We start from the raw sequence: 25,283 nt of genomic DNA on the forward strand, positions 1-25,283 counted from the left end.
CCCAGGGGGACAGCAGATGGACACCCAGGAACGCCCGGCCCGCCCGGTCGGTGACACCGCACCCGCACCCGCCGCCACCCGTCGGGCCTGGATCGCGCTCGCGGTCCTGCTGCTGCCGCTGCTGCTCGTCTCGATGGACGTCTCGGTGCTCTACTTCGCCGTGCCGTTCATCAGTCAGGACCTGCACCCGAGCAGCACCCAGCAGCTCTGGATCTTCGACATCTACGGCTTCGTGCTCTCCGGTCTGCTGATCACCATGGGCGCGCTCGGCGACCGGATCGGCCGCCGCCGGCTGCTGCTGATCGGCGCCCTGGCCTTCGGCGCCGCCTCCACCCTGGCGGCCTACGCGGGTGGCGCGGCCACCCTGATCGGCGCCCGCGCCGTGCTCGGCGTGGCGGGCGCCACCCTGATGCCCTCCACCCTCGGCCTGATCCGCAACCTGTTCCCCGACCCCGCGCAGCGCAGCAAGGCCATCGCCACCTGGACCGCGGTGACCAGCGGTGGGGTCGCGGTCGGACCGGTGCTCAGCGGCATCCTGCTGGAGCACTTCTGGTGGGGCTCGGTCTTCCTGATCAACCTGCCGGCGATGGCGCTGCTGCTGGTGCTCGGCCCGATCCTGGTGCCCGAGACGCCGCGCCGCCGGGACGGCCGCTTCGACCTGGTGAGCGCCGTGCTCTCGCTGGCCGCGATCCTGTCGCTGGTCTACGGCGTCAAGGAGCTGGCCCGCAACGGGTTCCAGCCGCTGCCGCCGGTCGCGATCCTGGTCGGCGCGGTGCTCGGGGCGGTCTTCGTGCGCCGTCAGCGCAACCACCCCTACCCGCTGATCGACCTGGTGCTGGTGCGCAGCCGGGCCTTCTCCGCCTCGGTCGCGATGAACGTGCTGGCCATGTTCGCGCTGGTCGGGATGGCCATCTACCTCACCCAGTACCTCCAACTGGTGCTCGCCATGAGCACTTTGCGGGCCGCGCTGTGGAGTGTGCTGCCCAGCCTCCTGGTCGGCGCGGTGGCTCCGGTGGCAGCCTCGCTCGGCCGGCGGTTCGGGCCCGGCCCGGTGGTGGCGGGTGGATTCGCCGTGATGCTGCCCGGGTTCGCCCTGCTGGCCCTGGTGACCCCCCACTCGCCGCTCTGGCTGCTGCTGGTCGCCGCCAGTTTCTACGCCTGCGGTGCGGTCGGCGTGATGTCGCAGGTCAGCGAGGTGGTGATGGCCGCGGCGCCGGCCGAACGGGCAGGTGCGGCAGCCGGGTTGCTGGAGTCGGGCACCGAGCTGGGCGGCGCGCTCGGGATGGCGCTGCTGGGCAGCATCGGCACGGCGCTCTACCGCTCGGACATCCGCGGCCTGCTGCCGGCCGGTCTGCCGGGCAACCTGCTCGGCCCGGTGCGCGACTCGCTCGGCGGGGCCGACGTGGTGGCCGGGCAGCTGCCGGGCGGGCTCTCGCACGAGGTGCTCGCGGCGGCCCGGCAGGCGTTCACCAGTGGCATGCAGGGTGCGGCGATCGGTGCCGCGGTGCTGATGGCGCTGGGCGCGGTGCTCGCGGCGGTGCTGCTGCGCGGGGTGCGGGTCGGCGCCCCGGCTCCGGTCCAGCAGGACTGACCGGCACGAACACCGGGTGGGGGTGCCGAAGTCGGCACCCCCACCAGGCATGTCAGCGGTGCGAGGGGAACTCCACCACCTGCTGGTAGGTCGGCCGGTTCTGCCAGCTGATCTTGCCGTCGGTCACCCCGCCCAGCGGACGCTGGATGATGGTGTCGGCGCACCACTGGTCGCCCGCCGCGCAGTCGCTGTCCCCGGGGTAGACCTGGGCCGGCGTCTCGGCCGCCGCCTGCTGGAGGGTGTCGAGCAGCACCGTCCGACAGGCCGTCAGACTGCCACCGCCGCAGAAGGGCTGGGCCAGCGGATCGGTCACCGGCTCGCCGAGCACCGAGCGCAGGTCCTTGTCCAGATAGCTCCACCAGCCGTACTGGAACGACGAACCCTTGTGCGGGATCGACTCGTTGGCACTCACCGAACCACCGCCGACCGGGCCGGTCTGGCCGCCGGAGGGCGATTCGTTGATCTGCAGCGCGCCGGTCAGCGCGCTGAACAGCTGGTCGCCGAGCCCGGGGTGCATCACCCCGTCGGCGACCAGCGGCCACCAGGCGTCCATGATCCGGATGGCGTCGGCGTCGGTGTAGGTCTGGCTGCCCGCGGTGGTCTCGGTCCGCTTCGATCCGGCCGCCTGCCAGGCCGACAGCTCGGCGACCACCGGGGCGAGGTTCGGATCGGTCACCGGAGCGCTGTCGATCACCTGGAGCAGCTTGGGCAGCACGTCCTCACCGCGCAGGTCGGTGACCGCCGCGTCCTCCATCGCCCGGGTGAGCGAGGCGCGGGTCACCTTGCCGCCCGCCACCAGCGCCTTCACCCGCGAGTCCAGCAGGTTGGCCCGGTACACCGGTCCGTTGCCGTAGCCGGCCGAACCGTAGTCCTGGGCCTGTTTGTTGTTCCAGGAGACGTAGTAGTCCTGGTCCACCGACTGCGGGTGCTGGGCGGGCGGGGTGTACTGCGCGGTGTTCGTCGCGGGGTCGAACCCCTGCCACTCGTAGGCGGGTTCGGCCATGACCGGCAGGCCGGGGTCGACCACCGGCGAACGCACGGGGTTGCTGCCGGAGTTGTAGTAGGCGATGTGCTGGTCGTCGGCGTAGAACCAGTTGAAGGCGTAGTTGATGTTCTGGGCGGCCTGCTGGAAGCTCGCCGGATCGTGCACCGCGCCGGGGTCGTTGAGCATCTGGAAGCCGATGATCGAGTCGGCCTCGTGCTGGTAGGTGGAGCGCAGCGAGGTGAAGGCGACGGGCTTGCCGCCGACCGTGCCGCGGGCCGTCACCAGCCCGTAGTCGGATCTGTACATCACCAGCGAGTAGGAGCCGGCCGGCGTGGAGTCGGCGGTGGTCGGCGCCCAGGAGTCCTGCTGCACCAGCTTGTCGAAGGGCGTGCAGACGCCGTGGTAGAGGTAGGACTGGGCGGCCAGGGTGACCGGCGAGCCGTCGGTGGTGCACAGCGGCACGGCGTAGGTGTCGGTGATGTCCTGGCCGGCCGAGGTGGCGCTCCAGGCGTAGTCCTGGCCGCGGCCCAGCTCCACGTAGAAGCTCAGGCCGGCGAAGGCGGCGCCGCGCGCGCTGATCCCCGGGCCCTGCAACTCCTCCAGCATCAGCAGCTGCGGCGCGAAGTAGCCGGTCTGCGGGCCGAAGACGGCCACCGGGTGTCCGCTGGCGGTGTCCTTGCCGGAGACCAGCAGGGCGTTCGACATGCCGTGCTTGGCGGTCAGCAGGTTGCCCGGCAGCACGCCGGGGGCCGCGGTGGTGCTGCTGGTGGCCGAGCCGGTCGCGTCGTAGATCAGCTGCTCGGGGACGACCGAGCCGGGGTCGGGCATCGCCACGCCCTGCGGGTCGGCGGGCGGCAGCGCGTAGGGGAACGACTGCCCGTCGTGCAGCGTGGTGACCGCCTCCGGGTCGTTGGCCTCGCGCAGCGACTGCCACACCTGGTCGCCGACCGCCGTGCCGTAGCGCGCCTCGGCGGCCTGCTTGACCTCGGCCGACTGCAGCTGTCCGCCGCCGCCGGAGCCGAACAGCGCGCCGATCACCGAGGCGAGGGCGACCAGGTCGGTCAGCTTGAACGGCTGGATCGAACCGGCGTTGGTGATCGCGTTGATCTGCCCGGTCAGGTCGTACTCGCCGGGGAAGGTCCGGCTGTTGTACGCCTGGGTGATGTACTGGTTGATGCCGTCGATGTAGGCCTGCGCGTCGGCCAGCGCCTGCTGGGCGCGCGGGCCCTCCTGCGAGATGGCGTCGATCTGCTGCTGCAGCTCGTCCTCGGTGTACGGCGCGGCCTGCCAGAAGCTCTGCTCCAGCTGGCGGTTGGCCGCCGCGCCGCCCGCGAAGCCGGACAGCTCGCCGCGGCCCACGTGGCGGAACAGGTCCATCACCCAGAGCCGGTCCTGCGCGGCGGCGTAACCCGCCCCGAACTCGGTGCCGTAGCGCGTGGTGCCGGTGACGTGCGGGACCCCGGTGGCCTTGTCGCGCACGATGGTGACGTCCGGGCGCGGGCTGATGCTGCTGGCCACCTGGTCGGCCGGCACGCCGAACGAGGAGTCGTTGAAGAAGTCGCCCAACTGGGCGTCGGTGAGGCCGGGATAGGCGGAGGCGAGCGAGGCGTACGGACCGAGCTGGTCGTCCGTGTGCGCCGGGCGGGTGCCGAAGAGCTTGTTGCCGATGATGTCGGCCAGCGTCGCGTTGCCGTTCTCGCCGGGCGGCAGGATGTCGTTGCACTGGCCGCCGCAGTAGTCGGGCGCCGCGGCGGGCACGGCGGCCGGACGGGCGCCGGCCGAGGCCGCGCCCGGCGAGGCGGCCAGCAGAGCGCCGGCCAGCAGGGCCGCGAGGGCGGCGGCCGGGAACCTGAGCCGTCTGGGCTTGCCCGGACGGCCGGAGCGGTGACGGGTCATGGGCGACTCCTCACGCTGGGGGGTGGGGAGTTGACCGTAAGTTGGTTACCGGCCGGTTGCCTAGCCGTGCCGCACCGAATTGTCATGATTGTTTGACATGGCGGAGGCAAACCTGAGCCCTGGCCGCGCAGGCTCGGCTTGACCGGGCCGGACCCGCCGTGGCGCAGCGGCGACCGGCGGCAGCGGCAAAGAGCTGGCCGCAGTTCGCCTGTTCGACAGATCCCTTTGGCCCAGCGCACGTTCGGCCCGGCAACAACCTAGGCATGCGTGTCGCCCTCGTCACCGAGTCCTTCCCGCCCGAAGTCAACGGCGTCGCCCACAGCGTGCTCCGCACCGCCGAGCACCTGGTCCGGCGCGGCCACCAACCCCTGGTCATCACTCCCGCGCCGGCCCGCGGTTCGAGCTGCCCGGCGCACTCCTTCGGACCGGACGCCGCCCCGCTGCCGGTCGTGCGGATCCCCTCCGTCCCGTTGCCCGGCTACCCCCAGGTCCGCCTCGCGCTGCCCAGCTCCCGGCTGGCCGCGGCGCTCACCGCCCACCGGCCCGATCTGGTCCACCTGGCCAGCCCGTTCGTGCTCGGCGCCCGGGCGATGGCCGAGGCCGCCCGGCTGGGGCTGCCCGCCGTCGCCGTCTACCAGACCGACCTGGCCGGCTACGCCCAGGCCTACCGGGTCGGCGGCGGCCTCGGCGCCGCCACCGCCTGGCACCGGATCCGCACGGTGCACCGGGTCGCTGCCCGCACCCTGGCCCCCTCCACCCCCGCCGCCCAGGACCTGACGGCGCACGGCGTCCCGCGGGTGCACCTGTGGCCGCGCGGCGTGGACTCGCTGCGCTTCCACCCGCGCCACCGCGACCAGGCGTTGCGCCGTGCGCTGGCCCCCGGCGGCGAGGTGCTGGTCGGCTACGTGGGCCGGCTGGCGCCGGAGAAGCGGGTCGACCTGCTGGCGGGCGTCTGCGCGCTGCCCGGCGTGCGGCTGGTGATCGTCGGCGACGGGCCGAGCGCCGCCGCCCTGCGCACCGCGCTGCCCGGTGCGGTCTTCCTCGGCCGCCGCACCGGCGAGGAGCTCGCGCGCTGCTACGCGAGCCTGGACCTGTTCGTGCACACCGGTCCGCTGGAGACCTTCTGCCAGACCATCCAGGAGGCGATGGCCAGCGGCGTGCCGGTGATCGGCCCGGCCGCCGGCGGTCCGCTCGACCTGGTCGGCCACCGTCGCACCGGCCTGCTGGTGGCACCGCGCGACGGGCGGGCGGTGACCGAGGCGGTCGCCGAGCTGGCGGGCGACCCCGGGCGCCGGGCCGCCTACGGGCGGGCCGGGCGGGCGGACGTCACCGCGCGGACCTGGGAGGCGGTGGGGGACCTGCTGCTGCGGCACTACGCCGAGGTGCTGGCCGAGCACCGGGGCGAGGTGCTGGAGGTGGCCTCGGGCGCGACGCCCGGGCCCGCGCTGACGCCTGCCCCGGTACCCGCACCCGCGCCCGCACCCGCCCCCGTCGAGGAGCAGCCGGCATGAGCGCGCCGAGAGCAACCGGCGGCGCCGGGCTGCGGATCGTCCGGGTGGCGAACTTCGTCACCCCCGTCTCCGGCGGCCTGCGCACCGCGCTGCGCCACCTGGGCGCGGGCTACCTGGCGGCCGGGCACGAGCCCGTGCTGGTCCTGCCGGGCCCCGAGCACCGGGACGAACTCACCGACCAGGGACGGGTGGTGACGCTGCCCGGCCCCGTACTGCCGGCCAGCGGCGGCTACCGGCTGCTCACCGACCGCCGCCTGCTAGCCCGCACCCTGACCGCGCTGGCCCCGGACCGCCTGGAGGTCTCCGACCGCACCACCCTGCGCTGGACGGGCAGTTGGGCCCGCCGTCAGGGGATCCCCGCCGCGATGGTCTCGCACGAGAACGTCACCGGCCTGCTGCGCACCCGCGGGCTGCCGGCCCCGGCCGCCCGCGCCCTCGCCGACCGGCTCAACTCCCGTACCGCGCGGTGCTACGACACCGTCGTGTGCACCACCGCCTGGGCCGCCGAGGAGTTCGCCCGGCTCGGCACCCGCAACCTGGTCCGCGCGCCGCTCGGCGTCGACCTCGCGCGGCTGCACCCGCGCTGCCACGACCCCGCGCTGCGCGCCCGGTACGCCGGCCCGGGCCGGGCGCTGTTGGTGCTCTGCTCCCGGCTGTCACCGGAGAAGCGTCCCGGCCTGGCCCTGGCGGCCCTGGCCGAACTGCGGCGCGGCGGGCGGGACGCCGTCCTCGTGGTGGCCGGCACCGGGCCGCTGCACGCCCGGCTGGCCGAGCGCGCCGACCGGGCCCGGCTGCCCGTCCGGTTCCTCGGGCACCTGGCCGACCGGGCCGGGCTGGCCGCGCTGCTGGCCTCGGCGGACGTGGTGCTGGCCCCGGGGCCGGTGGAGACCTTCGGGCTGGCGGCCCTGGAGGCGCTGGCCTGCGGCACCCCCGTGGCCGTCAGCCGCTCCTCCGCGCTGCCGGACATCGTCGGGCCCGCGGGGGCGGTGGCCGTCGACACCGGTGCGGGATTCGCCGCCGCGGTGGCCGAGTTGCTGGCCCGTCCGGCGGCCGGGCGGCGGGCGGCGGCGCGCGCCAGGGCCGAGCGCTACGGCTGGCCCGCCGCGGTCTCCGCGTTCCTGGCCGCGCACCGGGCGGGCGAGGCGGAGCTGGTCGGGAGGCCGCGATGACCGCGCCGACCCGGTCCGGGGCCGCCGGAGCCGCCGCCCGTCCGCAGGCCGTCCGGTTCGCCGCCCTCGGCGACTCGCTCACCGAAGGGGTGGGCAGCCCCTGCGCGGACGGCTGGCGGGGCTGGACCGCGCTGCTCGCCCCCGCGCTGGCGTCGGACCCGGCGCTGGTCGCGCACCACAACCTGGCGGCCAGCGGAGCACTCGCCGCCGATCTGACGCTCACTCAACTCCCGGCAGCACTGGCCCTGGAGCCGCAGTTCGCCGCCGTGGTCATCGGCGGCAACGACACCCTGCGCGCGGGCTTCGACATCGCCCGCACCGCCGCCGCGCTGGACACCACGCTGCGCGCGCTGGTCGACCGGGGCGCCGTGCCGCTGACCGCCTGCCTGCCCGACCCGGGTCTGCTGCTCGGCCTGCCCGCCGCGCTGGCCCGGCCGCTGGAGCGGCGGATGGCCGCGGTCAACGCCGTCGTCCACGAGCTGTCCCACCGCTACCGGGCGGTCCACCTCCACCTCGCGGGGCTTCCGTGGCTGCGCGAGCGGGCCCTGCTCAGTGCCGACCGGCTGCACCCGAGTCCGGCCGGCCATCTGCTGATCGCCCGTCAGTTCCACCTCCTGCTAGCGGAGTCCGGCCACCGGGTCGGGCCGCCGCCGTCCGCCGTCCAGGCACCCCCGCCGCCGGGGCGCGCCGCCGACCTCTGGTGGCTCGCCACCCGGGGCACCGCCTGGCTGGCGCGGCGCAGCGTCGATCTGCTCCCCGGCCTGCTCGCGCTGGCCGCCGTCGAGAGCGCGCACCGGTTGCGCGGCACCGCGCCTGCGCTGGACGCCCGCTCCCGGGCCGCCACCGCGGCGGCGCTGGCCGACCTGCCGGTGCCGCCCTGAGGGTCGCCGACTCGGACGCGTACGATCGTGCGATGCCGCCGAATCCGACCCAGTTGCTCAAGAGGCTTCCCGCGCCGCTGCGTTGGCTTCTGCCCCCGGTCGTCCTGACCGCCGTGGTGGCGCTGGTGGTCGCGAGCGGCGGCGCGCCCGGCTGGCAGCCGCCGACCGCTGCGCCGACCCCCGACGCACGGGTGGCGGCCGCCTGTCGCTCGCTGGCCGCCGCACTGCCGGACCAACTGCTCGGCCACCCGCGGGAGGCCGCCGGTTCCTCGCCCTACGTGGCGGTCTGGCACAGCTCGCCGCGGACGGTGCTGCGCTGCGGGGTGCCGAGGCCGGCCGCACTGGACGGCTCCCATGACCTGGGGCCCGAGATCCACGGCGTCCAGTGGTTCGTGGAGCACGACGGCCACGGCGGCTACCGCTTCACCACCAGCCAGCTCAGCCTGTACGTCGAGGTCGCCGTGCCGGCCGGCGCCTACCCGAACGCCCCTGATCCCTTGGTGGACCTGTCCGGCTCGATCGCCGCCACCGTCCCCGGTCTCGACGGCCGGGTCGGCGAGGCCTCCCAGGGGTCGTGAGCCGACGCACAATTCTCCGATGGTAGGATCGGCTGCTCTGAATACTGCCCAGGTGAGGGCGCCGGGCAGACTCTGAGGGGGACCGTCTCGTGACGGGACACGCCGTACAGCAAACGATCGCCGAGCCGATACCGGCGACCGGGACCGGCTCCCCGCAGAGTGCCGCCCCGGACCGGGTGGGGCCGCGCTGGCTGCCCTACGGTCTGGCGGGCCTCTTCTTCGTGGTCTACGCGATCGTCTCGATCCGGCGCCAGCAGCGCGTCATGTCCGGCGGCTACGACCTCGGGATCTTCGAGCAGGCGATCCGCAGCTACGCGCACCTGCACGCGCCGGTCGCCGCCCTCAAGGGCCCGGGCTACAGCGTGCTCGGCGACCACTTCAGCCCGATCATCGCCGTGATCGCGCCCTTCTACCGCCTCTTCCCGACGCCGATCACGCTGTTGGTCGCGCAGGCCCTGCTGCTCGCGCTCGCGGTGATCCCGATCACCCGGTGGGCCCAGCAGACCAGGGGCCTGTGGGTCGGCCTGGCCGCCGGGCTCGGGATGGGCTGCGCCTGGGGCATCGCCCGGGTGGTCGCCTTCGACTTCCACGAGATCTGCTTCGGCGTCCCGCTGGTGGCCTTCGCCATGGAGGCGGCCGGGCGCGGCCGTTGGCGCCAGGCGGCGCTCTGGGCGCTGCCGCTGGTGCTGGTCAAGGAGGACCTCGGGCTGACCGTGGCGATGTTCGGCTGCTACATCGCCTGGCGCGGCCCGCGCAAGCTCGGCATCACGCTCGTCGTGGTGGGGTTGGTCGCCACCGCGGTGGAGATGTTCGTGCTGATCCCGATGGCCAGCCCGCTGGGGGCCAACGACTACCTTCAGCAGTTGGAGCCCAGCGCCGCCCCGCACATCCCGGGCAACCACTGGTGGCCGCCGACCCGGCTGGACACCGTGCTGATGCTGCTGGCGCCCACCGCGTTCCTGGCGCTGCGCTCCCCGTTGGCCGCGATCGCGCTGCCCACTCTCGGCTGGCGCTTCATCTCGCACAACCCCGCCTACTGGGGCCAGTCCTACCACTACAACGGCATCCTGGTGCCGATCGCGTTCGGCGCGATGATCGACGTGCTGGCGCGCCGCCCCGCGTACTTCTCCGGGCTGCGGCTGCGCCTGGTGCTGGCGGCCGGCCTGGCGGTGACGGTGGCGACCCTGCCCTCCTTCCCGCTCTCCGAGGTGGTCAGTCCGGCCACCTGGCGCACCACGCCGCACGAACGGGCCGCGCTGCGCCTGGCCGCCGAGGTCCCCGACGGCGCGACGGTGGCCGCGACCAACCAGCTCGCCGCCCAGCTGACCAGCCGGACCACGGTGAGCATGGCCTGCCCGTACCACAAGCCGCCCCAGCCGGTGCAGTGGCTGGTGGTCGACCCGAAGGACCCCACCGCCGACACCTCCAACTGCCCGGCCGGGTGGAACCGCGTGGTGAGCGACGCCGAGCAGGCGGGATACACGGTGGCGGACGCCCAGGACGGGATCACGCTGCTCAAGCGCAGCGCCGGCTGACGGGTCCGCCGGACCGTCGGGTCGTTCGCATATCAAACAGAAAGCACCATAAGCGCGTATCACTTCTGAGTGGTTGCGTTGGGTCTTGTGCTGCCCCGATCAGTAAAATATCGTATTGCACATTGCATCATGCGTTCTGGACCACCCCCCGCCCGCAGGCCGCGGGCGGGTCCTCCACGCCACCAGAAACGGACGCTGACCCCGTGATCACAGACAGATCGGGCCTGCTCCACCGCGGCCGGCGGACGGCGCTGCTCGCCGTGGCCGCAGCCCTGGCCGCCGCCGGGCTGGCCAGCCCGCTGACGGCCGCCGCCGACCCCGGCCACCCCGGCGCCGTGGCCGCGCCGGCCAAGCCCGGCACCCCGAAGAGCGTCGCCGCCCCGGCCGGCCCGCACCGCGCGGCACCCGGCCGGATCGGCGCCGCCCACCCGGCCTCCGCCGCGCAGCTCGCCGCGAACTCCGTCGGCAAGAGCGGCGGCAAGGTCACGCCGAACCTCGCCGACGGCGCCGACCCGGGCACCGGGGACGACGGCGACGGCAACGTCGCCAACGAGTACGACCAGCAGGTCACCTACAAGGGCGGCCAGGACTCCGCCGGCGTGGTGATCGGGCCGCCCAAGGTCTACCTGGTGGTGTGGGGCTCGCAGTGGGGCACCCCGTCCACCAACTCCAGTGGCGACGTGGTGATGTCCAGCGACAAGGACCAGGCCGTCCCCTACCAGCAGGACTTCTTCAAGGGCCTCGGCAGCGCCGGCGACGGCTGGAGCGCGGTGCTGACCCAGTACTGCGAGGGCATCGCGACCGGCAGTGTGCAGTGCCCCTCCAGCGCGGCGCACATCCCCTACCCGCAGGCGGGCAGCGTGCTCGCCGGCGTCTGGGTGGACAACGGCACGGCCGCCCCGCAGGCCGCCACCGAGCCGCAGCTCGGGGCCGAAGCCCTCGCGGCCGCCCAGCACTTCGGCAACACCACCGAGGCGCAGAACCGCAACGTGCAGTACGTCATCGACTCGCCGCAGGGCACCGACCCGGACAAGTGGCACGAGCTGGGCTACTGCGCCTGGCACGACTTCCAGCGCTCGTCCTACGGTCAGCTGGCGTACACCAACATGCCCTACCTGACCGACGTCGCGGGCTGCGGCACCAACTGGTTCGGCGAGAACACCGCGCGCGGCAGGCTCGACGGCTACGGCATCATCGGCGGCCACGAGTACGCCGAGACGGTCACCGACCCGGACACCCCGGGCGGTTGGACGGACGGCACCGGCCAGGAGATCGCCGACAAGTGCGCCTGGATCCCCAAGGGTTCCAACGGCGGCCTCTTCTTCGAGAACCTGTCCACCGGTTCGTTCCCGCTGCAGACGCTCTGGTCCAACACCGACCACCTGTGCATGGCCTCGGACCCGGTCTACACCAACCCGCCCGTGGTGCTCAGCACCATGTGCGACCGGATCGACGCGCCGAACACCCCCGTCTCGATCCCCGCCGTCGCGGTGGACAGCGCGGGTTCGGCGGTCGGCTACAGCGCCACCGGTCTGCCCGGGGGCCTGAGCATCAACGCCGCGACCGGCGTCATCTCCGGCACCGCCGCCGCCACCAACGGCTACCAGCGGGTCACCGTCAACGCGACCGACACCTCGGGGAAGACGGCGAGCACCGGGTTCTGGGAGTCCGTCACCAGTGCCGGGCAGCCGGGCTGCGGCGGCATCGAGCAGCTCACCGACGCGGGCTTCGAGAACGGCTCGGCGGACGTCGACCACACCGTGATGACCGACGCGTGGAGCCCCTCCGGCTACAACGTGATCACGCCCTCCAGCCTGCACGCGCCGCACTCCGGCAGCTGGTACGCCTGGCTGGGTCAGGACACCGGCGCCGACTCGATCACCAACTACCTGGACACCTACCCCGGTTACTCCTCGGCCACGTTCTCCTTCTGGCTCGACACCGAGACCACCAACACCTCCAGCAGCGCGCCCGACACGCTCTCGCTGGTGGCGGTCGACCAGTACACCGGCCAGCCGCTCGGCACGGTGCGGACCTGGAGCAGCCAGAACCCGACCAACGGCTACCAGCAGCAGTCGGTGGACCTGAGCCCCTTCATCAGCCAGGTCGGCTGGGGCACCACCATCGGTCTCCAGCTCGTCTCGCACGAGAGCGGCCTCACTCCCACGACCGCCTTCCTGATCGACGACGCCTCGGCCCACGAAAGCTGACGCACCGTCAATGATCGGCGCCCGTGCGGGCCGGAGTGTGCCCTCCGGTCCGCGCGGGCGCCTGCCGCGGTGAAAACCGGTTTTCCGTCCGCCGGTCGCCGGGGCAGACTCCCGGGGTGACCCCACTGCGCGAGATCCGTGCCGACCACGACGCCACCGGCATCGTGCTCTACCAGGCCTACGCCCCGGCGATCGCCGATCCGGCGGTGGCCGCCGGACGCTTCGTGGCGCCCTTCTCGCGCGGCCGGATGACCTGGCTCAAGCCCTCCTTCCGCTGGCTGATGCACCGCAGCAACTGGGCCCGGAAGCCCGGCCAGGAGCGGGTGCTGGCGGTCCGGATCACCCATGAGGGCTGGCGGCGGGCGCTGGGCTCGGCCGTGCTCACCACGGCCCACCCGGCCGCGCTGGCGCGGGCCGCCGTGCACCTGCAGTGGGACCCGGAGCGCTCGCTGTCCGGTGCCGCACTCAACCACTACAGCATCCAGGTCGGCGTCGGGCGCGCTCTCATCGATGCCTTGGCGGACGACTGGACCGTCTCCATCACCGACCTCACCCCGCGCGTGCGCAGGATCGCCGCGCTGGTCCGCTCCGGCCGCACCGCGCAGGCCGCCCGGCTGCTGCCGCCCGAGCGGCCGTATCCACTGGAGCCGCAGCTGGCCCGGCAGTTGGGGATGGGCTGACGGAGTCCGGGGCAAATCCAATGGCGCTGCCGGCACTTCAGTGCTTGGATCCGCCGGTGACCTCCACCGATGACGACCTGCTGGCCCGCCTGGAACGCTACTACGACGCCGTGCCGCGCGCCGCCGCGCGCACCGAGGACTTCGGACCGCTGACCCTCTTCGTCCGCGAGGGCGCCGGCTGGCCGTACTACGCGCGGCCCGCGCGGCCCGGCACCGCACCGGTGACCGAGGCCGACGTGCGCCGGGTCCGCGCCCGCCAGCGGGAGTTGGGCCTCCCCGAGGCCTTCGAATGGGTGGCCGAGACCTCGCCCACCCTGCGCCCGGCCGCCGAGCGGGCCGGCCTCACCGTGCACGAGCACCCGCTGATGGTGCTCGCCCCGGATGCACCGACCCCGGCCGTCGCCGCGCCGGACGACGCCTCGGTGCGGATCGTCGGGCCCGAGGACCCGGCCCTGCCGGGCGCCCTCGCCGTCCCCCACCTGGCCTTCGCCGAGCCCGGCACCCGCGTCGGCACGGCGGGCCCCGCCGAACTCGCCGCCGCCATCCGCGAGCGCGCCGCCGACGTCCCCCGGACGGCCGACCGCATCCGGGCCGGCCTGACCACGGTGGCCGCCGCCCTCCGCGACGGCTCGGCCCTGTGCGCGGGCCAGTGCCTCGCGGTCGGCGAGGTGGCCGAGATCGCCGGCCTCGGCACCCTGCCCACCGCCCGCCGCCGGGGCCTGGCCCTCGCCGTCACCGCCGCCCTGGTCGCGGACGCCCGCGCGGCCGGGGTACGGACCGTCTTCCTCTCGGCGGACACCGAGGACGTCGGCCGCATCTACGCCCGCCTCGGCTTCCGCACGGTGGGAACCGCCCTGATCGCGGAGCCGGCCGCCGCTTGACCTCAAGCTCACTTGATGAGCGAGGATGCTGATCGGCCGTCAAAGCGATCAAGGAGTCACACCCATGCGTGCCGTCTGGCTGAAGCAGTTCGGCGACCCGTCCGTCCTCGTCGCGGGGGAGGCGCCCGACCCCGTGCCGGAGGCCGGGGAGGTGGTGGTCGACGTCGCCTACGCGAACATCACCTTCGTCGAGACGCAGTTCCGGGCGACCGGGGCCGGGCCGTTCCGGGCCGAGCCGCCGCTGATCCCGGGAAACGGGGTGGGCGGCACGGTCGGGGAGCTGGGTGCGGGGGCCGATCCGCGGCTGCTCGGGCGGCGGGTGGTGACGGGGACCGGAGGGTCGGGCGGATACGCCGAGCGGGTGGCGGTGCCGGCCGACGGGGTGTTCGCGGTGCCGGACGGTGTCGCGCTGGACGACGCGGTCGCGCTGCTCGCCGACGGGCGGACCGCGGTGATGCAGCTGCGGGCGGCCGAGGTGGCGGCCGGGGACCGGGTGCTGGTGGAGGCGGCCGGCGGCGGGGTCGGCAGCCTGCTGGTGCAGCTGGCCAAGGCGGCCGGGGCGCAGGTGGTCGCCGTCGCGGGTGGTGCGGGCAAGCTGGCGCTGGCCCGTGAGCTCGGCGCGGACTTCGCCTTCGACTACCGCGAGGCCGACTGGGCCGTGCGCGTGGAGCAGGAAGTCGGCCCGGTCGACGTTGTGTTCGACGGTGTCGGCGGTGCCGTCGGTCGGGCCGCCTTCGGACTGCTCGCGCCCGGTGGCCGGATGGACAGCTACGGCCTGGCCAGCGGCGAGTGGGCCGGGATCACCGACGCGCAGGCCGCCACCCGCGAGGTACGGCTGGTCAGCGCCGACCGCAGCCCGGAGCAGCTGCGGGCCTGCACCGAGCACGCGCTCGCCGAGGCCGCCGCGGGCCGGCTGCACCCGGTGATCGGCCAGCGCTTCCCGCTGGAGCGGGCGGCCGACGCGCACGCGGCCATCGAGTCCCGCGCCACGCTCGGCAAGACCCTGCTGGAGACCGCGAGTTGACCAGGAGTACGCACCGATGAGCGCCGTCCGACTGCACCCGATCAGCTGGCCGCGGCTCGCCGCCGAACTGGCCGACCGCGTCGAGCGGCTGACCCCGGCGGACGGCGGTGCCTGGCCCCGGGTGCTGATCGACGGCGCCCCGGCGGCCCGGCCCGAGCGGCTGGCCGCCGACCTGGCCGAGGAGCTGCGGCTGCGCGGCCGGGCCGTGCAGCGGGTGCGCTCGCGCTCCTTCCTGCGCCCGGCCTCGATCCGCCTGGAGTACGGACACCAGGACGCCGACGCCTACTTCGACCTCTGGCTCGACGACAACGCGCTCTTCCGGGAGGTGTTCACGCCACTGGACCCGGGCGGCAGCGGGCGGGTGCTGCCCGACCTGCGCGACCCGGACACCGACCGCTCCACCCGCAGCCCGTACGTCGAACTGCCCCCGGGCGCCGTGCTGGTGCTGGACGGCCCGCTGCTGCTCGGGCGCTGGTTCCCGGCCGACCTGACGGTGCATCTGCGGATGTCGCAGGCCGCACTGCGCCGCCGCACCCCGGAGCCGGAGCAGTGGACCCTGCCGGCCTTCGCCCGCTACCAGGAGGAGGTCCACCCGGACGAGGCGGCCGACGTCCTGGTCCGGGCGGACGACCCCGAGCGTCCGGCCTGGAACCAGCCCCCGGACACTCCCTAGATGTGCCACTCCGGGGGGAAGCCGGTCCAGCGCAGCTCGGTGGGCAGGTGGCGCTGGTCGTTGAGGGTCATCACGGCGGCCGGGCGGTCGGGCGCGTAGCGGATCACGGTGAGCGCGGCGTTGGCGCTGTTGTGGCCGAGCCAGCGCCAGTCGGGTGCGTGCAGCGCGTGCCGGACCAGCCAGGCGATCAGGAAGGCGTGGGTGACCACCAGTTCGTGCCGGTCCGCCTCGCCCGCCACCGGACCGGTGAAGCGGGCTGTCGCCTCTGCCGCCAGGGCCGCGCCCCGCTCGCGCTCGGCGGCCGGCACCTCGCCGAGGAAGTCGAGCAGGAAGTCGCCGCTCTCCTGAGGTAGTTCGGCTCTTCCTGGTATGCAGGGCAGGTAGTCGCCGGCCGCCTCGTCCAGCCGCAGCGGGACGGCGCCCAGCTGCTCGCCGACCAGTCGCGCGGTCTGCGCCGCCCGCGGCAGCGGACCGTGGTGCACCACGGCCAGCGGCACGTCCCGCAGCCGGCGCCCGAGGAGTACCGCCTGCCGCCGCCCGTTCTCGGAGAGGCCTGCCCCGTCCTGCCCCGGCTGCCCCGGCAGCGCCTCGCCGTGCCGGGCGAGGTAGAGACAGCGGGTGGCGCTGGTGGTCATGCGGGCTCCTCCGACGGGCTGCAGGTTTGCCCAGCAGGGACGTGCCGCCGGTCACCGCGGTTCCGCCGCGCCGCCGTTCACTCCGCCGCGCCGTTCGCGCCGTTCGCGCCCCTCACGTCACGCCACGGCGCCGAGCACCCGAACCAGCGCCTCGTGCTGCCCGACCGGCGCGGCCAGGAAGCCGGTCGAGGTGGACGGCTGCCAGGGCCGGCCCGCGTGGTCGGTGACCCTGGCCCCGGCCTCGGCCGCGATCAGCGCCCCGCCCAGCAGGTTGGGCGCATCCAGTCCGCACTCCCAGAACGCGTCCAGGTGGCCGGAGCCGACCTGGGCCACCTGCAGCGCGGTCGGCCCGAGGTTGCGCACCGCGAGCACCCCGGCCCCGATCACCGCGGAGGTGGTCGCGCCGACCCGGCGCAGCGCGTCCGGCTCCTCGGTGATCGTCGGCGGGTGGCTGGTGGCGACCACGGCAACGGCCAACTCCCGCTCGGACGGCCTGATCCGACGTCCGTTCAGCCGGGCCCCGGCACCGCGGACGGCGGTGTAGGTGGCGCCCAGCCGCGGTGCGTGGACCACCGCGAGCACGGCCCGGCCCTCGCGCAGCAGCGTCGCGGTGACCGCCCAGTGCGGCAGGCCCAGCAGGTACTGCACGGCGCCATCGGTGGCGTCGCAGCTCCACCACTCGCCGTCGGCCGGTAGTGCGGTCGCCAACTCGTCCGTCAGCCAGCCGGCTTGCGGCCGCAGGGCGCCCAGCCGCTCGCGCAGCAGGCCGGTGGCCGGCCGGTCCAGCGCGCCGAACGCGGCCAGCGCCTCGGCGCGGGTGCGCGCCGCGATCGGTTCGGCGCTCTGCCGCTCGGCCAGCAGATGGCCGACCTCGCGCACGACCTGCTCGACCTGCGCGGCCTGCTCGATCTCGGTGATCAGCTGCTCCATCGGTCCGGCTCCTCTCGGGTGGTGTTCTCGTCGGCCCAAGGAGTACCGTCACCGCGGCAGATCGCGACGTCGCAACCCGCCCTGGCGCCGGAGATCGGACAACCATGCGCACCGAAACGACGGATCCGGCCACCCTGCTCGACCCGCTGGACCGCCGCCTGGTCTGCGCCCTGCAGGTGGACGGCCGGGCCGAGCCGGGCCTGCTGGCCGAGGTGCTCGGCGTCTCGGTGCGCACCGTGACCCGGCGGCTGGCCCGGCTGCGCGAGACCGGAGTGCTGCGGGTGGTGCTGCTGCCACGGGCCGCGGACGAGGCGGTGGGCGCGCTGCTGCTGCGGGTACGGGTGCTGAGCGGGCGGGTGGCCGCGGTGGCGGACGCGCTGGTGGCGAGGTCGGACGTGCCGTTCGTCGACCTGATGCTCGGCGGTCAGGAGATCAGCGCGGTCGTGGTCACCGACCGGGCCGGACGTGACCAGTTGCTCTACCGCCAGCTGCCGGCCACCGACGCGGTGGTCGAGACCACGGTCCACGCGGTGCTGCACCTGTTCGCGGACGCCGCCCGCTGGCAGGCCGGGCTGCTGACCCCGGAGGAGGTCGCCGCGCTGACCCCCACCGCGCTGACCCCCACCGCGCCGACCGCCGCCGACCCGACCCCCGCCGAGCCCGCACCGTCGACCGCCGCGCCGGCCGCGCCGCCGGAATTGGACCAGCTGGACCGGGCGCTGCTGGGGGAGTTGGCCGAGGATGCGCGCCGCTCGGCGGCCGGGCTGGCCCAGGCCCTGGACGCCCCGGAGTCCACCGTGCGCCGTCGGCTGCGCCGACTGGCGGCGGCGGGCCTGCTGCGCACCCACGCGACCGTCGACCCGCGCCTGCTCGGCATGACGGTGGACGCCAACCTCTGGCTCTCGGTACCGCCCGGGCGGCTGGCCGAGGCGGGCCGGGTGCTCGCCGCGCACCCGCAGGTGCACGGCGTGGTGGCGACCAGCGGGCCGCACAATCTGATGGCCGCCGTCTTCTGCCCCGACCACGGGGCGCTCTACCGCTTCACCACCGAGGTGCTCGGCCCCCTGGGTGCCGACCGGGTGGAGACCGCGATCGTGGCGCGTGCGGTGAAGCGCGCCGGAGTGCGGATCACCAGGCCGGGGGCCGTCCGGCCCGGTGCACCGGACAGCCGATGAGGCGTCAGGCGTGGGTGGTGGAGCCCGGGCGGAGCACCATGAGGACCGTCACCACGGCCCAGAGAAGCGCGAAGATCCCGGTGCTCATGGTGAGCAGCTTGAGCCCCGCGGCCGCGCCCACCGGGTCGGCGTCCGGCCGGCCGGCGAGCGCGGAGACCACGGCCTCCTGCCGGGGCAGCACCAGCACCAGCAGGACCAGCGCGGCGACGACGGTGATGGCCAGCGAGGCGATCAGCCAGGCGCTGCCCATCACGCCCATGACCTGGGCGGTCCCGATGCCGAGTACCGGCACGGCGATCCCGAGGAGCGCGTAGACCTGGGTGATCCGGTAGAGCAGGCGCACCGAGGCGGTGTTCTCGGCCAACTCGCCCGCGGCGGCCTCCGGGTTCCCGGCGGCGGCCAGCGCGGCCTGCGCCTTGCGGGGGAACATGCTCGCCGCCACCGTCACCGGGCCGATCGCGATGATCGCAGCCAGCACGTGCAGGCTCAACAGAAACTTGGCCATGGGGATCGACAGCCTTCGCGCTTGTCCGAGGTGGCGGGCGGGGGCCCGGGGGCGCTGGAGTGCGGCAGCCCCGCCCGGCACGCTAACACTCGCCCGTTCGGCGGCTTGACCCCGGCCCAAAACTACGCCGTCCGAGTGGGATTCGGATGATGATCACTCTGGGGCGGTGCCGCCTACCCCGCCTTTGCCCACCGTTTGCCTTGGATGGTCCGCGTCCGCCCTGGTCAGCCGAGCCCGGCACACCCCAGACGCCGGGGCCAGGGAGGTAGACGCATGAGACACGTGACCAAAGCCGCGCTCCTGGTGGCGACCACGGTGACAGGTGCGGTGATCGCACTGCCCGGCGCGTCCGCGGTGCCGTTCCCGACGCCGCTGGGGCCCTGCGCCGGGCCGGACTGCCCGGTGCCCTTCCCGCCGGTCAGCAACGGCGACTTCGCCGGCCGCGACTCCAACATCAACGTCTTCACCGGCGGCGACTACACCGTCACAGGGCGGGCGGCCGAGGTCGAGGGCCGGGTGGTGACGCTCGGCAACCTCACGGTGGAGAAGACCGACGGCGGGGGCCTGTTCAACATGGGCGTGGTCGGCGTCGGTTCGCGGGTCCCGCCGCCCACCGGTTCGGACTTCGTCTCGGTCGGCGGCAACGTCACCGTGCTGCCGGGCAACTCGGTGGAGATCGGCGGCTCGGACTCCAAGACCACCGTCTGGGGCAACCTGCGCTACGGCGCGCTGAGCACCGGGACGATCAACCTGGTCCCGAACGGGCAGCAGATCCAGGACTCCACGGTGGCGAGCACCTACGCCCCGCTGCGCACCGACATCGAGTCCATCTCCGCGTGCGCGGCTGCGGCGGCCGCGACCGGCACGGTGGCGGTCACCAGCTTCGACGCCACCTTCACGGGCGACGGCACCAGCGCCCGCCAGGTCTTCAACGTGACCCAGGACCTGGGCACGGCGGCCCGGGCGATCGACCTGAACTTCAAGAACATCCCGGCCGGCGCGACCGTGATTGTCAACATGCTGGAGCCCAATGCGCTGATCAACACCAATACGGGGACGGGGCTGCCGGGCGACCAGCTGACCACCCTCGGGCCCACGCTGCTGTGGAACTTCCCGACCCAGGACACCGCGGAGATCAAGGGCGGCGCGCAGTTCCAGGGCTCGGTCCTGGCGGGCAACCCGAACGGGACGATGACGCTCGCCCAGCCCGGCATGAACGGGCGGGTCTACCTGGCCGGCAGCCTGATCCAGACCGGCACGGGCGGCTACGAGATCCACGCCTACCCGTTCAACGGCGACCTCCCGGACTGCTCGACGCCGACGCCGACGCCGACGCCGACGCCGACTCCCACGCCGACTCCCACGCCGACTCCCACGCCGACTCCCACGCCGACCCCGACGCCGACGCCGACTCCCACGCCGACGCCGACCCCGACGCCGACTCCCACGCCGACTCCCACGCCGACTCCCACACCGACCCCGACGCCGACTCCCACGCCGACGCCGACCCCGACGCCGACTCCCACGCCGACTCCCACGCCGACCCCGACCCCGACCCCGACGCCTACGCCGACTCCCACCGCGACCCCGACGCCTACGCCGACTCCCACCGCGACGTCGACGCCGACCCCCACCTGCACCCCGTCCCACGGCCACGGTCACGACCACGACCATGACCACGGCCAGGGCCCGCACCCCGCGCCGAGCCACACCGGTCAGCTGCCGACCACCGGCGAGACCGCTACCGTCCCGCTGCTCGGCCTGGCCGGATCGCTGCTGGCGGCCGGTGCAGGCGCACTGCTCTTCGGCAACCGCCGTCGTCGAGGCCGCCACAGCTGAGCCGACCACGAGGTAGAGAACTGCTGGACGGGCCGAACCCCCAAGGCCGCCCCCGACAGCCGCAACACCGAGGCCGCCCGGCCACCCTCATCAGGGTGGCCGGGTGGCCTCGTTCAGCTCAGGTCGGCACCCAGGGCTCAGCGGCTCACGTCACCGCACCCCGCCTGCCGAACCGCTCCTCGCGCCACTCCCCGCTCGCCAGCACCTCGTGCAGCGCCTGCGCCGCGTCCCAGACCTCGGTGTACGACAGGTACAGCGGCGTGAAGCCGAAGCGCATCAGGTCCGGCGCCCGGAAGTCGCCGATCACCCCGCGCTCGATCAGCGCCTGCACCACCGGGAACCCGTCCGGGTGCCGGATCGCCACCTGGCTGCCGCGAAGCTCGGGCGAACCGGGCGTCACCACCTCCAGGTCCGCGCACCGGTCGATGAACAGCCCGGTCAGCGCGAGGCTCTTGGTCCGCAGCTGCGCGAGGTCGACCTTCTCCCAGATCTCCAGGGTGGCCCGCAGCCCGGCCAGCGCCAGCAGCGGCGGGAAGCTGGTGAGGAACCGCCCGATCCCCTCGGCCGGCCGGTAGCCGGGCTCGAAGGCGAACGGCGCGGCGTGCCCGAACCATCCGGTCAACGGCTGCTCGGCGCCGGCGTGGTGGCGCGGTGCGGCGTACAGGAAGCTGGGCGCGCACGGGCCGGCGTTCAGGTACTTGTAGGTGCAGCCGACGGCGAAGTCGACCTGGTGGGCCGTCAGGTCGATCGGCAGCGCGCCCGCCGAGTGGCACAGGTCCCAGATCATCAGCGCGCCGGCCCGGTGCACCTTGGCGGTGATCTCGCCCATGTCGAGCAGTCGCCCGGTGCGGTAGTCGACCTGGGAGAGGACCACGGCGGCCACCCCCTCGTCCAGGTGGGCGTCCAGGTCGTCGGCGGAGTCGAGCGAGGGCAGCAGCACGCTGCGCGCGCCCTCGAAGAGGCCGGTGACCCCCTCGGCGATGTACAGGTCGGTGGGGAAGGACTCGCGCTCGCCGAGCACCGCGTGCCGCCCGGGCCGCATCCGCAGCGCGGCCGTCAGGACCTTGAAGAGGTTGACCGAGACGCTGTCGCAGACCACCACCTCGCCCGGCCTGGCCCCGACCAGTCGGGCGATCCGGTCGCCCAGGGTGAACGGCAGTTCGGTCCAGCCGTGCTTGTTCCAGCTGGTGATGAGGTCCTGACCCCACTCCTCCTCGACCGTCCGGCGGACGATCTCGGGGGTGCGGGCCGGCAGCACGCCGAGTGAATTGCCGTCCAGGTAGATGCCGTTGGACGGCAGGGTGTACTCCGCGCGGAACAGCGCGAGCGGATCGTCGGCGTCCAGGGCCAGGCACTGTTCACGGGAGGTGGGGATCTGCACCGGGCTGCTGCTCACAACTCTCCTCGTACGTTCCACAGTTCGGGGAAGACGTCCTGATCGGCGGCGGCCTTGAGCCAGCTCAGGCCGCTGGAGCCGCCGGTACCGGGCTTGGCGCCCATCGACCGCTTCACCGAAGCGTAGTGGCGCTGCCGCCACCGGGAGACGCGTTCGGCCGTGTCGAGCAGTGCCTCGGCCAGGACGACGAGTTCCGCCTGGCCGGGGTCGGTGTAGACGGTGTGCCAGGCGGCCTGGACCGCCTCGTCGGCGCGGTAGCGCTCGCTGCTCACCGTCGGCTCGCCGGTCAGCCCGCGGCGGGCGAGCAGGGCGAGCACGTCGTCGTACAGGCTCGGCCCGGTCAGTGCCTCGGACAGCTCCCGGTGCACCTCGGGGGAGCCCTGGTACATCTCCAGCAGCCGCTCGGACTTGTTGCCGAGCGTGAACTCCAGCCGCAGGTAGGCCGAGGACTGGAAGCCGGAGGCCTCGCCGAGCACCGGCCGGAACGCGCTGAACTCCACCGGGGTGAGCGTGGCCAGCAGGTCCCAGGAACTGTTCAGCACGTCCTGGACGTGGGCGCCGCGGCGCAGCGCGGCCACCGCGCCGGGCAGGTCGTCGGCCCGCAGTGCCTGCTGGGTGAGCGTCCACTCGTGCTTGAGCAGGTCGAAGAGGAGCTCCATCACCTGGGTGGTGATGATGAAGGAGAGTTCGGCGTCGACCGTGCTGCGCGGCTGCTGCAGGGTGTGCAGGACGTCGAGCCGGGCGTACCTCTCGTAGGGGGTGGCGCCGCTGGTCCGCAGGTCCGCGACCGCCCCCTCACGCGTGGGGTCGAAAGCCAGGTTGGGTGTCTGGACGGTGGACGGGGCCATGATCTCGTTCCCCCTTGGTGGCTGGTTGCCCCCTATTGTGCGGCGGCCCCGCGCGCTCTTGAATGGGTGACGGGGACCCGATCGGGCCGCTGACCTTGCGTTTGCAAGGTCTTTTCCGGTTCGGCCTGTCGCTCGGAAAGGAGGGGCCTTGGACGCCCTCGACCGCCGCCTGCTCGCCGAGCTGCAGGCCGATGCGCGGCTCTCGTACAACGAACTGTCCCGCCGGGTCAGCCTCTCGGCGCCGGCCGTCGCCGAGCGGGTGCGCCGGCTGGAGGCGGACGGGGTGATCGGCGGGTACCACGCGCACGTGGACCTGACCCGGGCCGGGCTGCCGATCACCGCGCTGGTGCAGGTGCAGTGCTACGGCCCGCGCTGCGTGCTGCGCGATCCGGCGGTGGCGACCTGGCCGGAGGTGCTCCAGCTCTACCGGGTCACCGGCGGGGCCTGCTGCGTGCTGCTGGTGGCGGTGCCGGAGATGGCCCGGTTCGAGGAGCTGATCGACCGGCTGGGCACCTACGGGCAGCCGGCGACCTCGATGATCCTCTCCACCCCGGTGCCCTGGCGCCCGGTGGTCGTTCCGTGAACGGTCGGCGCCCGCCGGCGTAGTGGGGTCGGCGCCCGCCGGTGCGGTGGCGTCAGTGCCCGCCGGCGCTGTGGAACGGCACGCCCAGCCCCTGCAGGCCGTTCAGGAACAGCTCCACGCCCACCGCCGCCAGCAGCAGCCCGAGCAGCCGGGAGAGCACCTCCAGCGAGGTCTGGTGGGTGCGCCGCAGCAGCGGAGCCAGCACCAGCACGCACACGGTGTTGATCGCCACCACCGCGGTGTACGCGCCGGCCACCGTGAACCGCCAGCCCCATTCCTCCTTGGTCAGTGACTCCACCAGCACGGCCGTCATCGCCAGCGGGCTCGCCACGTACGGCAGCAGCAGTTCGCGCACCCCTTCGGCCAGCGGGTTGGACAGCCCGTCCTCCTCGTCCTCGCTCGCGCCGCCGAAGTGCACGCCGAGCACCAGGCCGACCGCGTAGAGGAAGAAGATCACCCCGCCGGCCAGCTGCAGCGACTCGTCGCTGACGTGGAAGAAGTTGGTGATCGCATCCGCGCTGAACGCCATCACCACGCCGACCAGCAGGGCCAGCAGCGAGCTGACCGCGAGCAGCCGGCGCACCTCCGCAAGGGTGCGGGTGCGGCTCAGCTGGGCGTAGGCCAGCAGCACCTTGGGCGGGCCGACCACGGCGAAGAAGGTGATGAACGCACTGCTCAGGTTGAGAACCGACATCCCCACAGCATCGTCGAGCACGGGCGCGCCGGGACGCTGCCGCACCGGGGGTCAGCGCAGCCGCACCGTGACTCCCGTCTCACGCAGCAGGTCGACCACCGCGCGGGCGTAGCCGTCCGGCAGCTGGGGCGAGTGCTCGGCCACCGTCCAGTCGTGCCAGACCAGGGTGAACGGCGGCTGCGGGCCGAAGCCGCCGCGCAGGCAGTCGGCCAGCGCGTCCAGGTTGCGGCCGTAGTAGCCGCCCGGACCGTTCACCGCGCTGCCCAGCGCCGCGTACAGGCCGGCCCGGGTACCGGCCCCGGTGCCGTCCAGCTGGAACTCGGGCCGCTGGGACCCGGGCTGCCGGACCTCGCGCTGCGCCGTCATCGGCGGGCCTCCCTCGTCAGGCCTCCAGGGTCCCCCGGATGGCCTGCTCCGGTCGAGGAGGCGCCGGGGGTCGGCTGGGATGGGAGGCGCACGGGGGCAGAGGAGATGAGGACACTATGGGCTGCGTCAACCGCACAGATCTGGGGCTGCTCACCCTGCGCGCCGCCGTCGGCGGGGTGCTCTTCGCCCACGGCGGCCAGAAGCTCTTCGGCTGGTTCGGTGGCGGCGGCCTGGAGGGCACCGCCAGCGGCATGGAGGCGATGGGGTTCAAGCCGGGCGGGCAGAGCGCGCTGGCCGCCGGTCTCGGCGAGGCCGGCGGCGGGGCGCTGCTGATCGCCGGGCTGGCCACCCCGGTGGCCGGGCCGATCGTGGCGGGCACCATGGCCGGCGCCAGCGTGGTGCACTTCCCGCACGGCTTCTTCGCCACCAAGGGCGGCTACGAGTACCCGGCGCTGCTCGGCGTCTGCGGCCTGGCCCTGGGCATCGCCGGGCCCGGCTGCTACTCGCTCGACCAGCTGACCGGCCACCGGCTGAACCGTCCGTGGCTGGGTGCGCTGGCCTTCGTGGCCTCGGCGGCGGGCGCCTTCTCGGTGGTCTGCAAGCGCGAGCGCGGCATCCGGGAGGCGGCTGCCAAGGCGATGGAGAGTGAGCCCGAGTAGCGAGCAGATGAGCAGCAGGTGAATTCGGGCCTCGCCCCG

The 25,283-nt window shown here is 74.0% G+C and carries 23 protein-coding genes; 15 read left to right on the plus strand and 8 right to left on the minus strand.

Translation table 11 applies throughout. The features are described 5' to 3' along the window. Positions 1 to 16: 16 nt before the first annotated feature. Positions 17 to 1,591 carry an MFS transporter gene (locus OG294_RS28460; protein ID WP_327069393.1) on the plus strand — a complete coding sequence of 525 codons (1,575 nt, stop codon included), beginning with the start codon at positions 17 to 19 and terminating at the stop codon, positions 1,589 to 1,591. Between the two features lie 52 nt (positions 1,592 to 1,643). Here OG294_RS28460 and OG294_RS28465 read toward each other — a convergent pair whose 3' ends face one another. Continuing rightward, positions 1,644 to 4,472: a penicillin acylase family protein gene (locus OG294_RS28465; protein ID WP_327069394.1), complete on the minus strand. Its 2,829-nt coding sequence runs from the start codon at positions 4,470 to 4,472 to the stop codon at positions 1,644 to 1,646. A gap of 263 nt (positions 4,473 to 4,735) precedes the next feature. On the opposite strand from OG294_RS28465, the gene OG294_RS28470 reads away from it, so the two are divergent. The 10 genes from OG294_RS28470 to OG294_RS28515 all read left to right on the plus strand — a co-directional run bounded on the left by OG294_RS28470 (position 4,736) and on the right by OG294_RS28515 (position 15,614). Continuing rightward, positions 4,736 to 5,983: a glycosyltransferase family 4 protein gene (locus tag OG294_RS28470; RefSeq protein WP_327069395.1), complete on the plus strand. Its 1,248-nt coding sequence runs from the start codon at positions 4,736 to 4,738 to the stop codon at positions 5,981 to 5,983. Beyond that, positions 5,980 to 7,152: a glycosyltransferase gene (locus OG294_RS28475; protein WP_327069396.1), complete on the plus strand. Its 1,173-nt coding sequence runs from the start codon at positions 5,980 to 5,982 to the stop codon at positions 7,150 to 7,152. Before OG294_RS28470 ends, OG294_RS28475 begins: the two co-directional genes overlap by 4 nt. Next, complete coding sequence (locus OG294_RS28480) at positions 7,149 to 8,033, plus strand: SGNH/GDSL hydrolase family protein (RefSeq protein WP_327069397.1); 885 nt, start codon at positions 7,149 to 7,151, stop codon at positions 8,031 to 8,033. The genes OG294_RS28475 and OG294_RS28480 overlap by 4 nt, the downstream gene beginning before the upstream one ends. Positions 8,034 to 8,065: 32 nt before the next feature. Then, positions 8,066 to 8,611 (plus strand): DUF3515 family protein, encoded by a 546-nt coding sequence (locus tag OG294_RS28485; protein WP_327069398.1) that lies wholly within the window; start codon positions 8,066 to 8,068, stop codon positions 8,609 to 8,611. An 89-nt stretch (positions 8,612 to 8,700) separates the two neighbouring features. Next, positions 8,701 to 10,146, plus strand: coding sequence for a DUF2079 domain-containing protein (locus OG294_RS28490; protein WP_327069399.1), 1,446 nt, complete (start codon positions 8,701 to 8,703; stop codon positions 10,144 to 10,146). A gap of 203 nt (positions 10,147 to 10,349) precedes the next feature. Next, entirely contained in the window at positions 10,350 to 12,356 is a 2,007-nt protein-coding gene (locus tag OG294_RS28495; RefSeq protein WP_327069400.1) for an Ig domain-containing protein, read from the plus strand. Between the two features lie 116 nt (positions 12,357 to 12,472). Next, positions 12,473 to 13,036 (plus strand): DUF4291 domain-containing protein, encoded by a 564-nt coding sequence (locus OG294_RS28500; RefSeq protein WP_327069401.1) that lies wholly within the window; start codon positions 12,473 to 12,475, stop codon positions 13,034 to 13,036. A 20-nt stretch (positions 13,037 to 13,056) separates the two neighbouring features. After that, positions 13,057 to 13,917 (plus strand): GNAT family N-acetyltransferase, encoded by an 861-nt coding sequence (locus tag OG294_RS28505; protein ID WP_442789237.1) that lies wholly within the window; start codon positions 13,057 to 13,059, stop codon positions 13,915 to 13,917. A 64-nt stretch (positions 13,918 to 13,981) separates the two neighbouring features. Further along, entirely contained in the window at positions 13,982 to 14,941 is a 960-nt protein-coding gene (locus OG294_RS28510; protein WP_327069403.1) for a zinc-binding dehydrogenase, read from the plus strand. A 16-nt stretch (positions 14,942 to 14,957) separates the two neighbouring features. Continuing rightward, positions 14,958 to 15,614: a uridine kinase gene (locus OG294_RS28515; protein WP_327069404.1), complete on the plus strand. Its 657-nt coding sequence runs from the start codon at positions 14,958 to 14,960 to the stop codon at positions 15,612 to 15,614. Here OG294_RS28515 and OG294_RS28520 read toward each other — a convergent pair. Next, positions 15,611 to 16,249, minus strand: a complete 639-nt coding sequence (locus OG294_RS28520; RefSeq protein WP_327069405.1) for a histidine phosphatase family protein — start codon at positions 16,247 to 16,249, stop codon at positions 15,611 to 15,613. The genes OG294_RS28515 and OG294_RS28520 overlap by 4 nt on opposite strands. Positions 16,250 to 16,366: 117 nt before the next feature. Next, entirely contained in the window at positions 16,367 to 17,179 is an 813-nt protein-coding gene (locus tag OG294_RS28525; RefSeq protein ID WP_327069406.1) for an inositol monophosphatase family protein, read from the minus strand. A gap of 104 nt (positions 17,180 to 17,283) precedes the next feature. Here OG294_RS28525 and OG294_RS28530 point away from each other — a divergent pair, with 104 nt between their 5' ends. Continuing rightward, a complete protein-coding gene (locus OG294_RS28530) occupies positions 17,284 to 18,354 on the plus strand; it encodes an Lrp/AsnC family transcriptional regulator (RefSeq protein ID WP_327069407.1) in 1,071 nt (356 codons plus the stop codon). Positions 18,355 to 18,358: 4 nt separating this feature from the next. On the opposite strand, the gene OG294_RS28535 is transcribed toward OG294_RS28530, so the two are convergent. Then, positions 18,359 to 18,859 (minus strand): hypothetical protein, encoded by a 501-nt coding sequence (locus OG294_RS28535; protein ID WP_327069408.1) that lies wholly within the window; start codon positions 18,857 to 18,859, stop codon positions 18,359 to 18,361. Between the two features lie 273 nt (positions 18,860 to 19,132). On the opposite strand from OG294_RS28535, the gene OG294_RS28540 reads away from it, so the two are divergent. Further along, complete coding sequence (locus tag OG294_RS28540; RefSeq protein ID WP_327069409.1) at positions 19,133 to 20,698, plus strand: choice-of-anchor A family protein; 1,566 nt, start codon at positions 19,133 to 19,135, stop codon at positions 20,696 to 20,698. 145 nt (positions 20,699 to 20,843) lie between these two features. Here OG294_RS28540 and kynU read toward each other — a convergent pair whose 3' ends face one another. Both kynU and OG294_RS28550 read right to left on the minus strand, forming a co-directional pair. Further along, positions 20,844 to 22,094, minus strand: coding sequence for a kynureninase (gene kynU, locus OG294_RS28545; protein WP_327069410.1), 1,251 nt, complete (start codon positions 22,092 to 22,094; stop codon positions 20,844 to 20,846). Continuing rightward, positions 22,091 to 22,942 carry a tryptophan 2,3-dioxygenase gene (locus OG294_RS28550; protein ID WP_327069411.1) on the minus strand — a complete coding sequence of 284 codons (852 nt, stop codon included), beginning with the start codon at positions 22,940 to 22,942 and terminating at the stop codon, positions 22,091 to 22,093. The genes kynU and OG294_RS28550 overlap by 4 nt, the downstream gene beginning before the upstream one ends. Before the next feature lie 148 nt (positions 22,943 to 23,090). Between OG294_RS28550 and OG294_RS28555 the strand changes: the two genes are divergently transcribed. Beyond that, positions 23,091 to 23,525 carry an Lrp/AsnC family transcriptional regulator gene (locus OG294_RS28555; protein WP_327069412.1) on the plus strand — a complete coding sequence of 145 codons (435 nt, stop codon included), beginning with the start codon at positions 23,091 to 23,093 and terminating at the stop codon, positions 23,523 to 23,525. A gap of 52 nt (positions 23,526 to 23,577) precedes the next feature. Here the strand turns inward: OG294_RS28555 and OG294_RS28560 are convergent, their stop codons facing one another. Together OG294_RS28560 and OG294_RS28565 are read right to left on the minus strand one after the other, a co-directional pair. Next, positions 23,578 to 24,219: a MarC family protein gene (locus OG294_RS28560; protein WP_327069413.1), complete on the minus strand. Its 642-nt coding sequence runs from the start codon at positions 24,217 to 24,219 to the stop codon at positions 23,578 to 23,580. A gap of 51 nt (positions 24,220 to 24,270) precedes the next feature. Beyond that, the gene (locus OG294_RS28565) at positions 24,271 to 24,585 is read right to left on the minus strand and encodes a barstar family protein (RefSeq protein WP_327069414.1); all 315 of its coding nucleotides are present in this window, start codon (positions 24,583 to 24,585) and stop codon (positions 24,271 to 24,273) included. A gap of 116 nt (positions 24,586 to 24,701) precedes the next feature. On the opposite strand from OG294_RS28565, the gene OG294_RS28570 reads away from it, so the two are divergent. Continuing rightward, on the plus strand, positions 24,702 to 25,244 hold the full coding sequence (locus OG294_RS28570) for a DoxX family protein (protein WP_327069415.1): 543 nt from the start codon (positions 24,702 to 24,704) through the stop codon (positions 25,242 to 25,244). Positions 25,245 to 25,283: the final 39 nt, after the last annotated feature.

It is taken from the genome of Kitasatospora sp. NBC_01302 (assembly GCF_035976515.1).
GTDB lineage: Bacteria > Actinomycetota > Actinomycetes > Streptomycetales > Streptomycetaceae > Kitasatospora.

Excerpts from the sequence above, each read along its gene's own strand:
- OG294_RS28460 (WP_327069393.1), top strand. The coding sequence starts at position 17 with ATGGACACCCAGGAACGCCCGGCCCGCCCGGTCGGTGACACCGCACCC.
- OG294_RS28465 (WP_327069394.1), bottom strand. The coding sequence starts at position 4,472 with ATGACCCGTCACCGCTCCGGCCGTCCGGGCAAGCCCAGACGGCTCAGG.
- OG294_RS28470 (WP_327069395.1), top strand. The coding sequence starts at position 4,736 with ATGCGTGTCGCCCTCGTCACCGAGTCCTTCCCGCCCGAAGTCAACGGC.
- OG294_RS28475 (WP_327069396.1), top strand. The coding sequence starts at position 5,980 with ATGAGCGCGCCGAGAGCAACCGGCGGCGCCGGGCTGCGGATCGTCCGG.
- OG294_RS28480 (WP_327069397.1), top strand. The coding sequence starts at position 7,149 with ATGACCGCGCCGACCCGGTCCGGGGCCGCCGGAGCCGCCGCCCGTCCG.
- OG294_RS28485 (WP_327069398.1), top strand. The coding sequence starts at position 8,066 with ATGCCGCCGAATCCGACCCAGTTGCTCAAGAGGCTTCCCGCGCCGCTG.
- OG294_RS28505 (WP_442789237.1), top strand. The coding sequence starts at position 13,057 with ATGGCGCTGCCGGCACTTCAGTGCTTGGATCCGCCGGTGACCTCCACC.
- OG294_RS28510 (WP_327069403.1), top strand. The coding sequence starts at position 13,982 with ATGCGTGCCGTCTGGCTGAAGCAGTTCGGCGACCCGTCCGTCCTCGTC.
- OG294_RS28515 (WP_327069404.1), top strand. The coding sequence starts at position 14,958 with ATGAGCGCCGTCCGACTGCACCCGATCAGCTGGCCGCGGCTCGCCGCC.
- OG294_RS28520 (WP_327069405.1), bottom strand. The coding sequence starts at position 16,249 with ATGACCACCAGCGCCACCCGCTGTCTCTACCTCGCCCGGCACGGCGAG.
- OG294_RS28525 (WP_327069406.1), bottom strand. The coding sequence starts at position 17,179 with ATGGAGCAGCTGATCACCGAGATCGAGCAGGCCGCGCAGGTCGAGCAG.
- OG294_RS28530 (WP_327069407.1), top strand. The coding sequence starts at position 17,284 with ATGCGCACCGAAACGACGGATCCGGCCACCCTGCTCGACCCGCTGGAC.
- OG294_RS28535 (WP_327069408.1), bottom strand. The coding sequence starts at position 18,859 with ATGGCCAAGTTTCTGTTGAGCCTGCACGTGCTGGCTGCGATCATCGCG.
- OG294_RS28540 (WP_327069409.1), top strand. The coding sequence starts at position 19,133 with ATGAGACACGTGACCAAAGCCGCGCTCCTGGTGGCGACCACGGTGACA.
- OG294_RS28550 (WP_327069411.1), bottom strand. The coding sequence starts at position 22,942 with ATGGCCCCGTCCACCGTCCAGACACCCAACCTGGCTTTCGACCCCACG.
- OG294_RS28560 (WP_327069413.1), bottom strand. The coding sequence starts at position 24,219 with ATGTCGGTTCTCAACCTGAGCAGTGCGTTCATCACCTTCTTCGCCGTG.
- OG294_RS28565 (WP_327069414.1), bottom strand. The coding sequence starts at position 24,585 with ATGACGGCGCAGCGCGAGGTCCGGCAGCCCGGGTCCCAGCGGCCCGAG.
- OG294_RS28570 (WP_327069415.1), top strand. The coding sequence starts at position 24,702 with ATGGGCTGCGTCAACCGCACAGATCTGGGGCTGCTCACCCTGCGCGCC.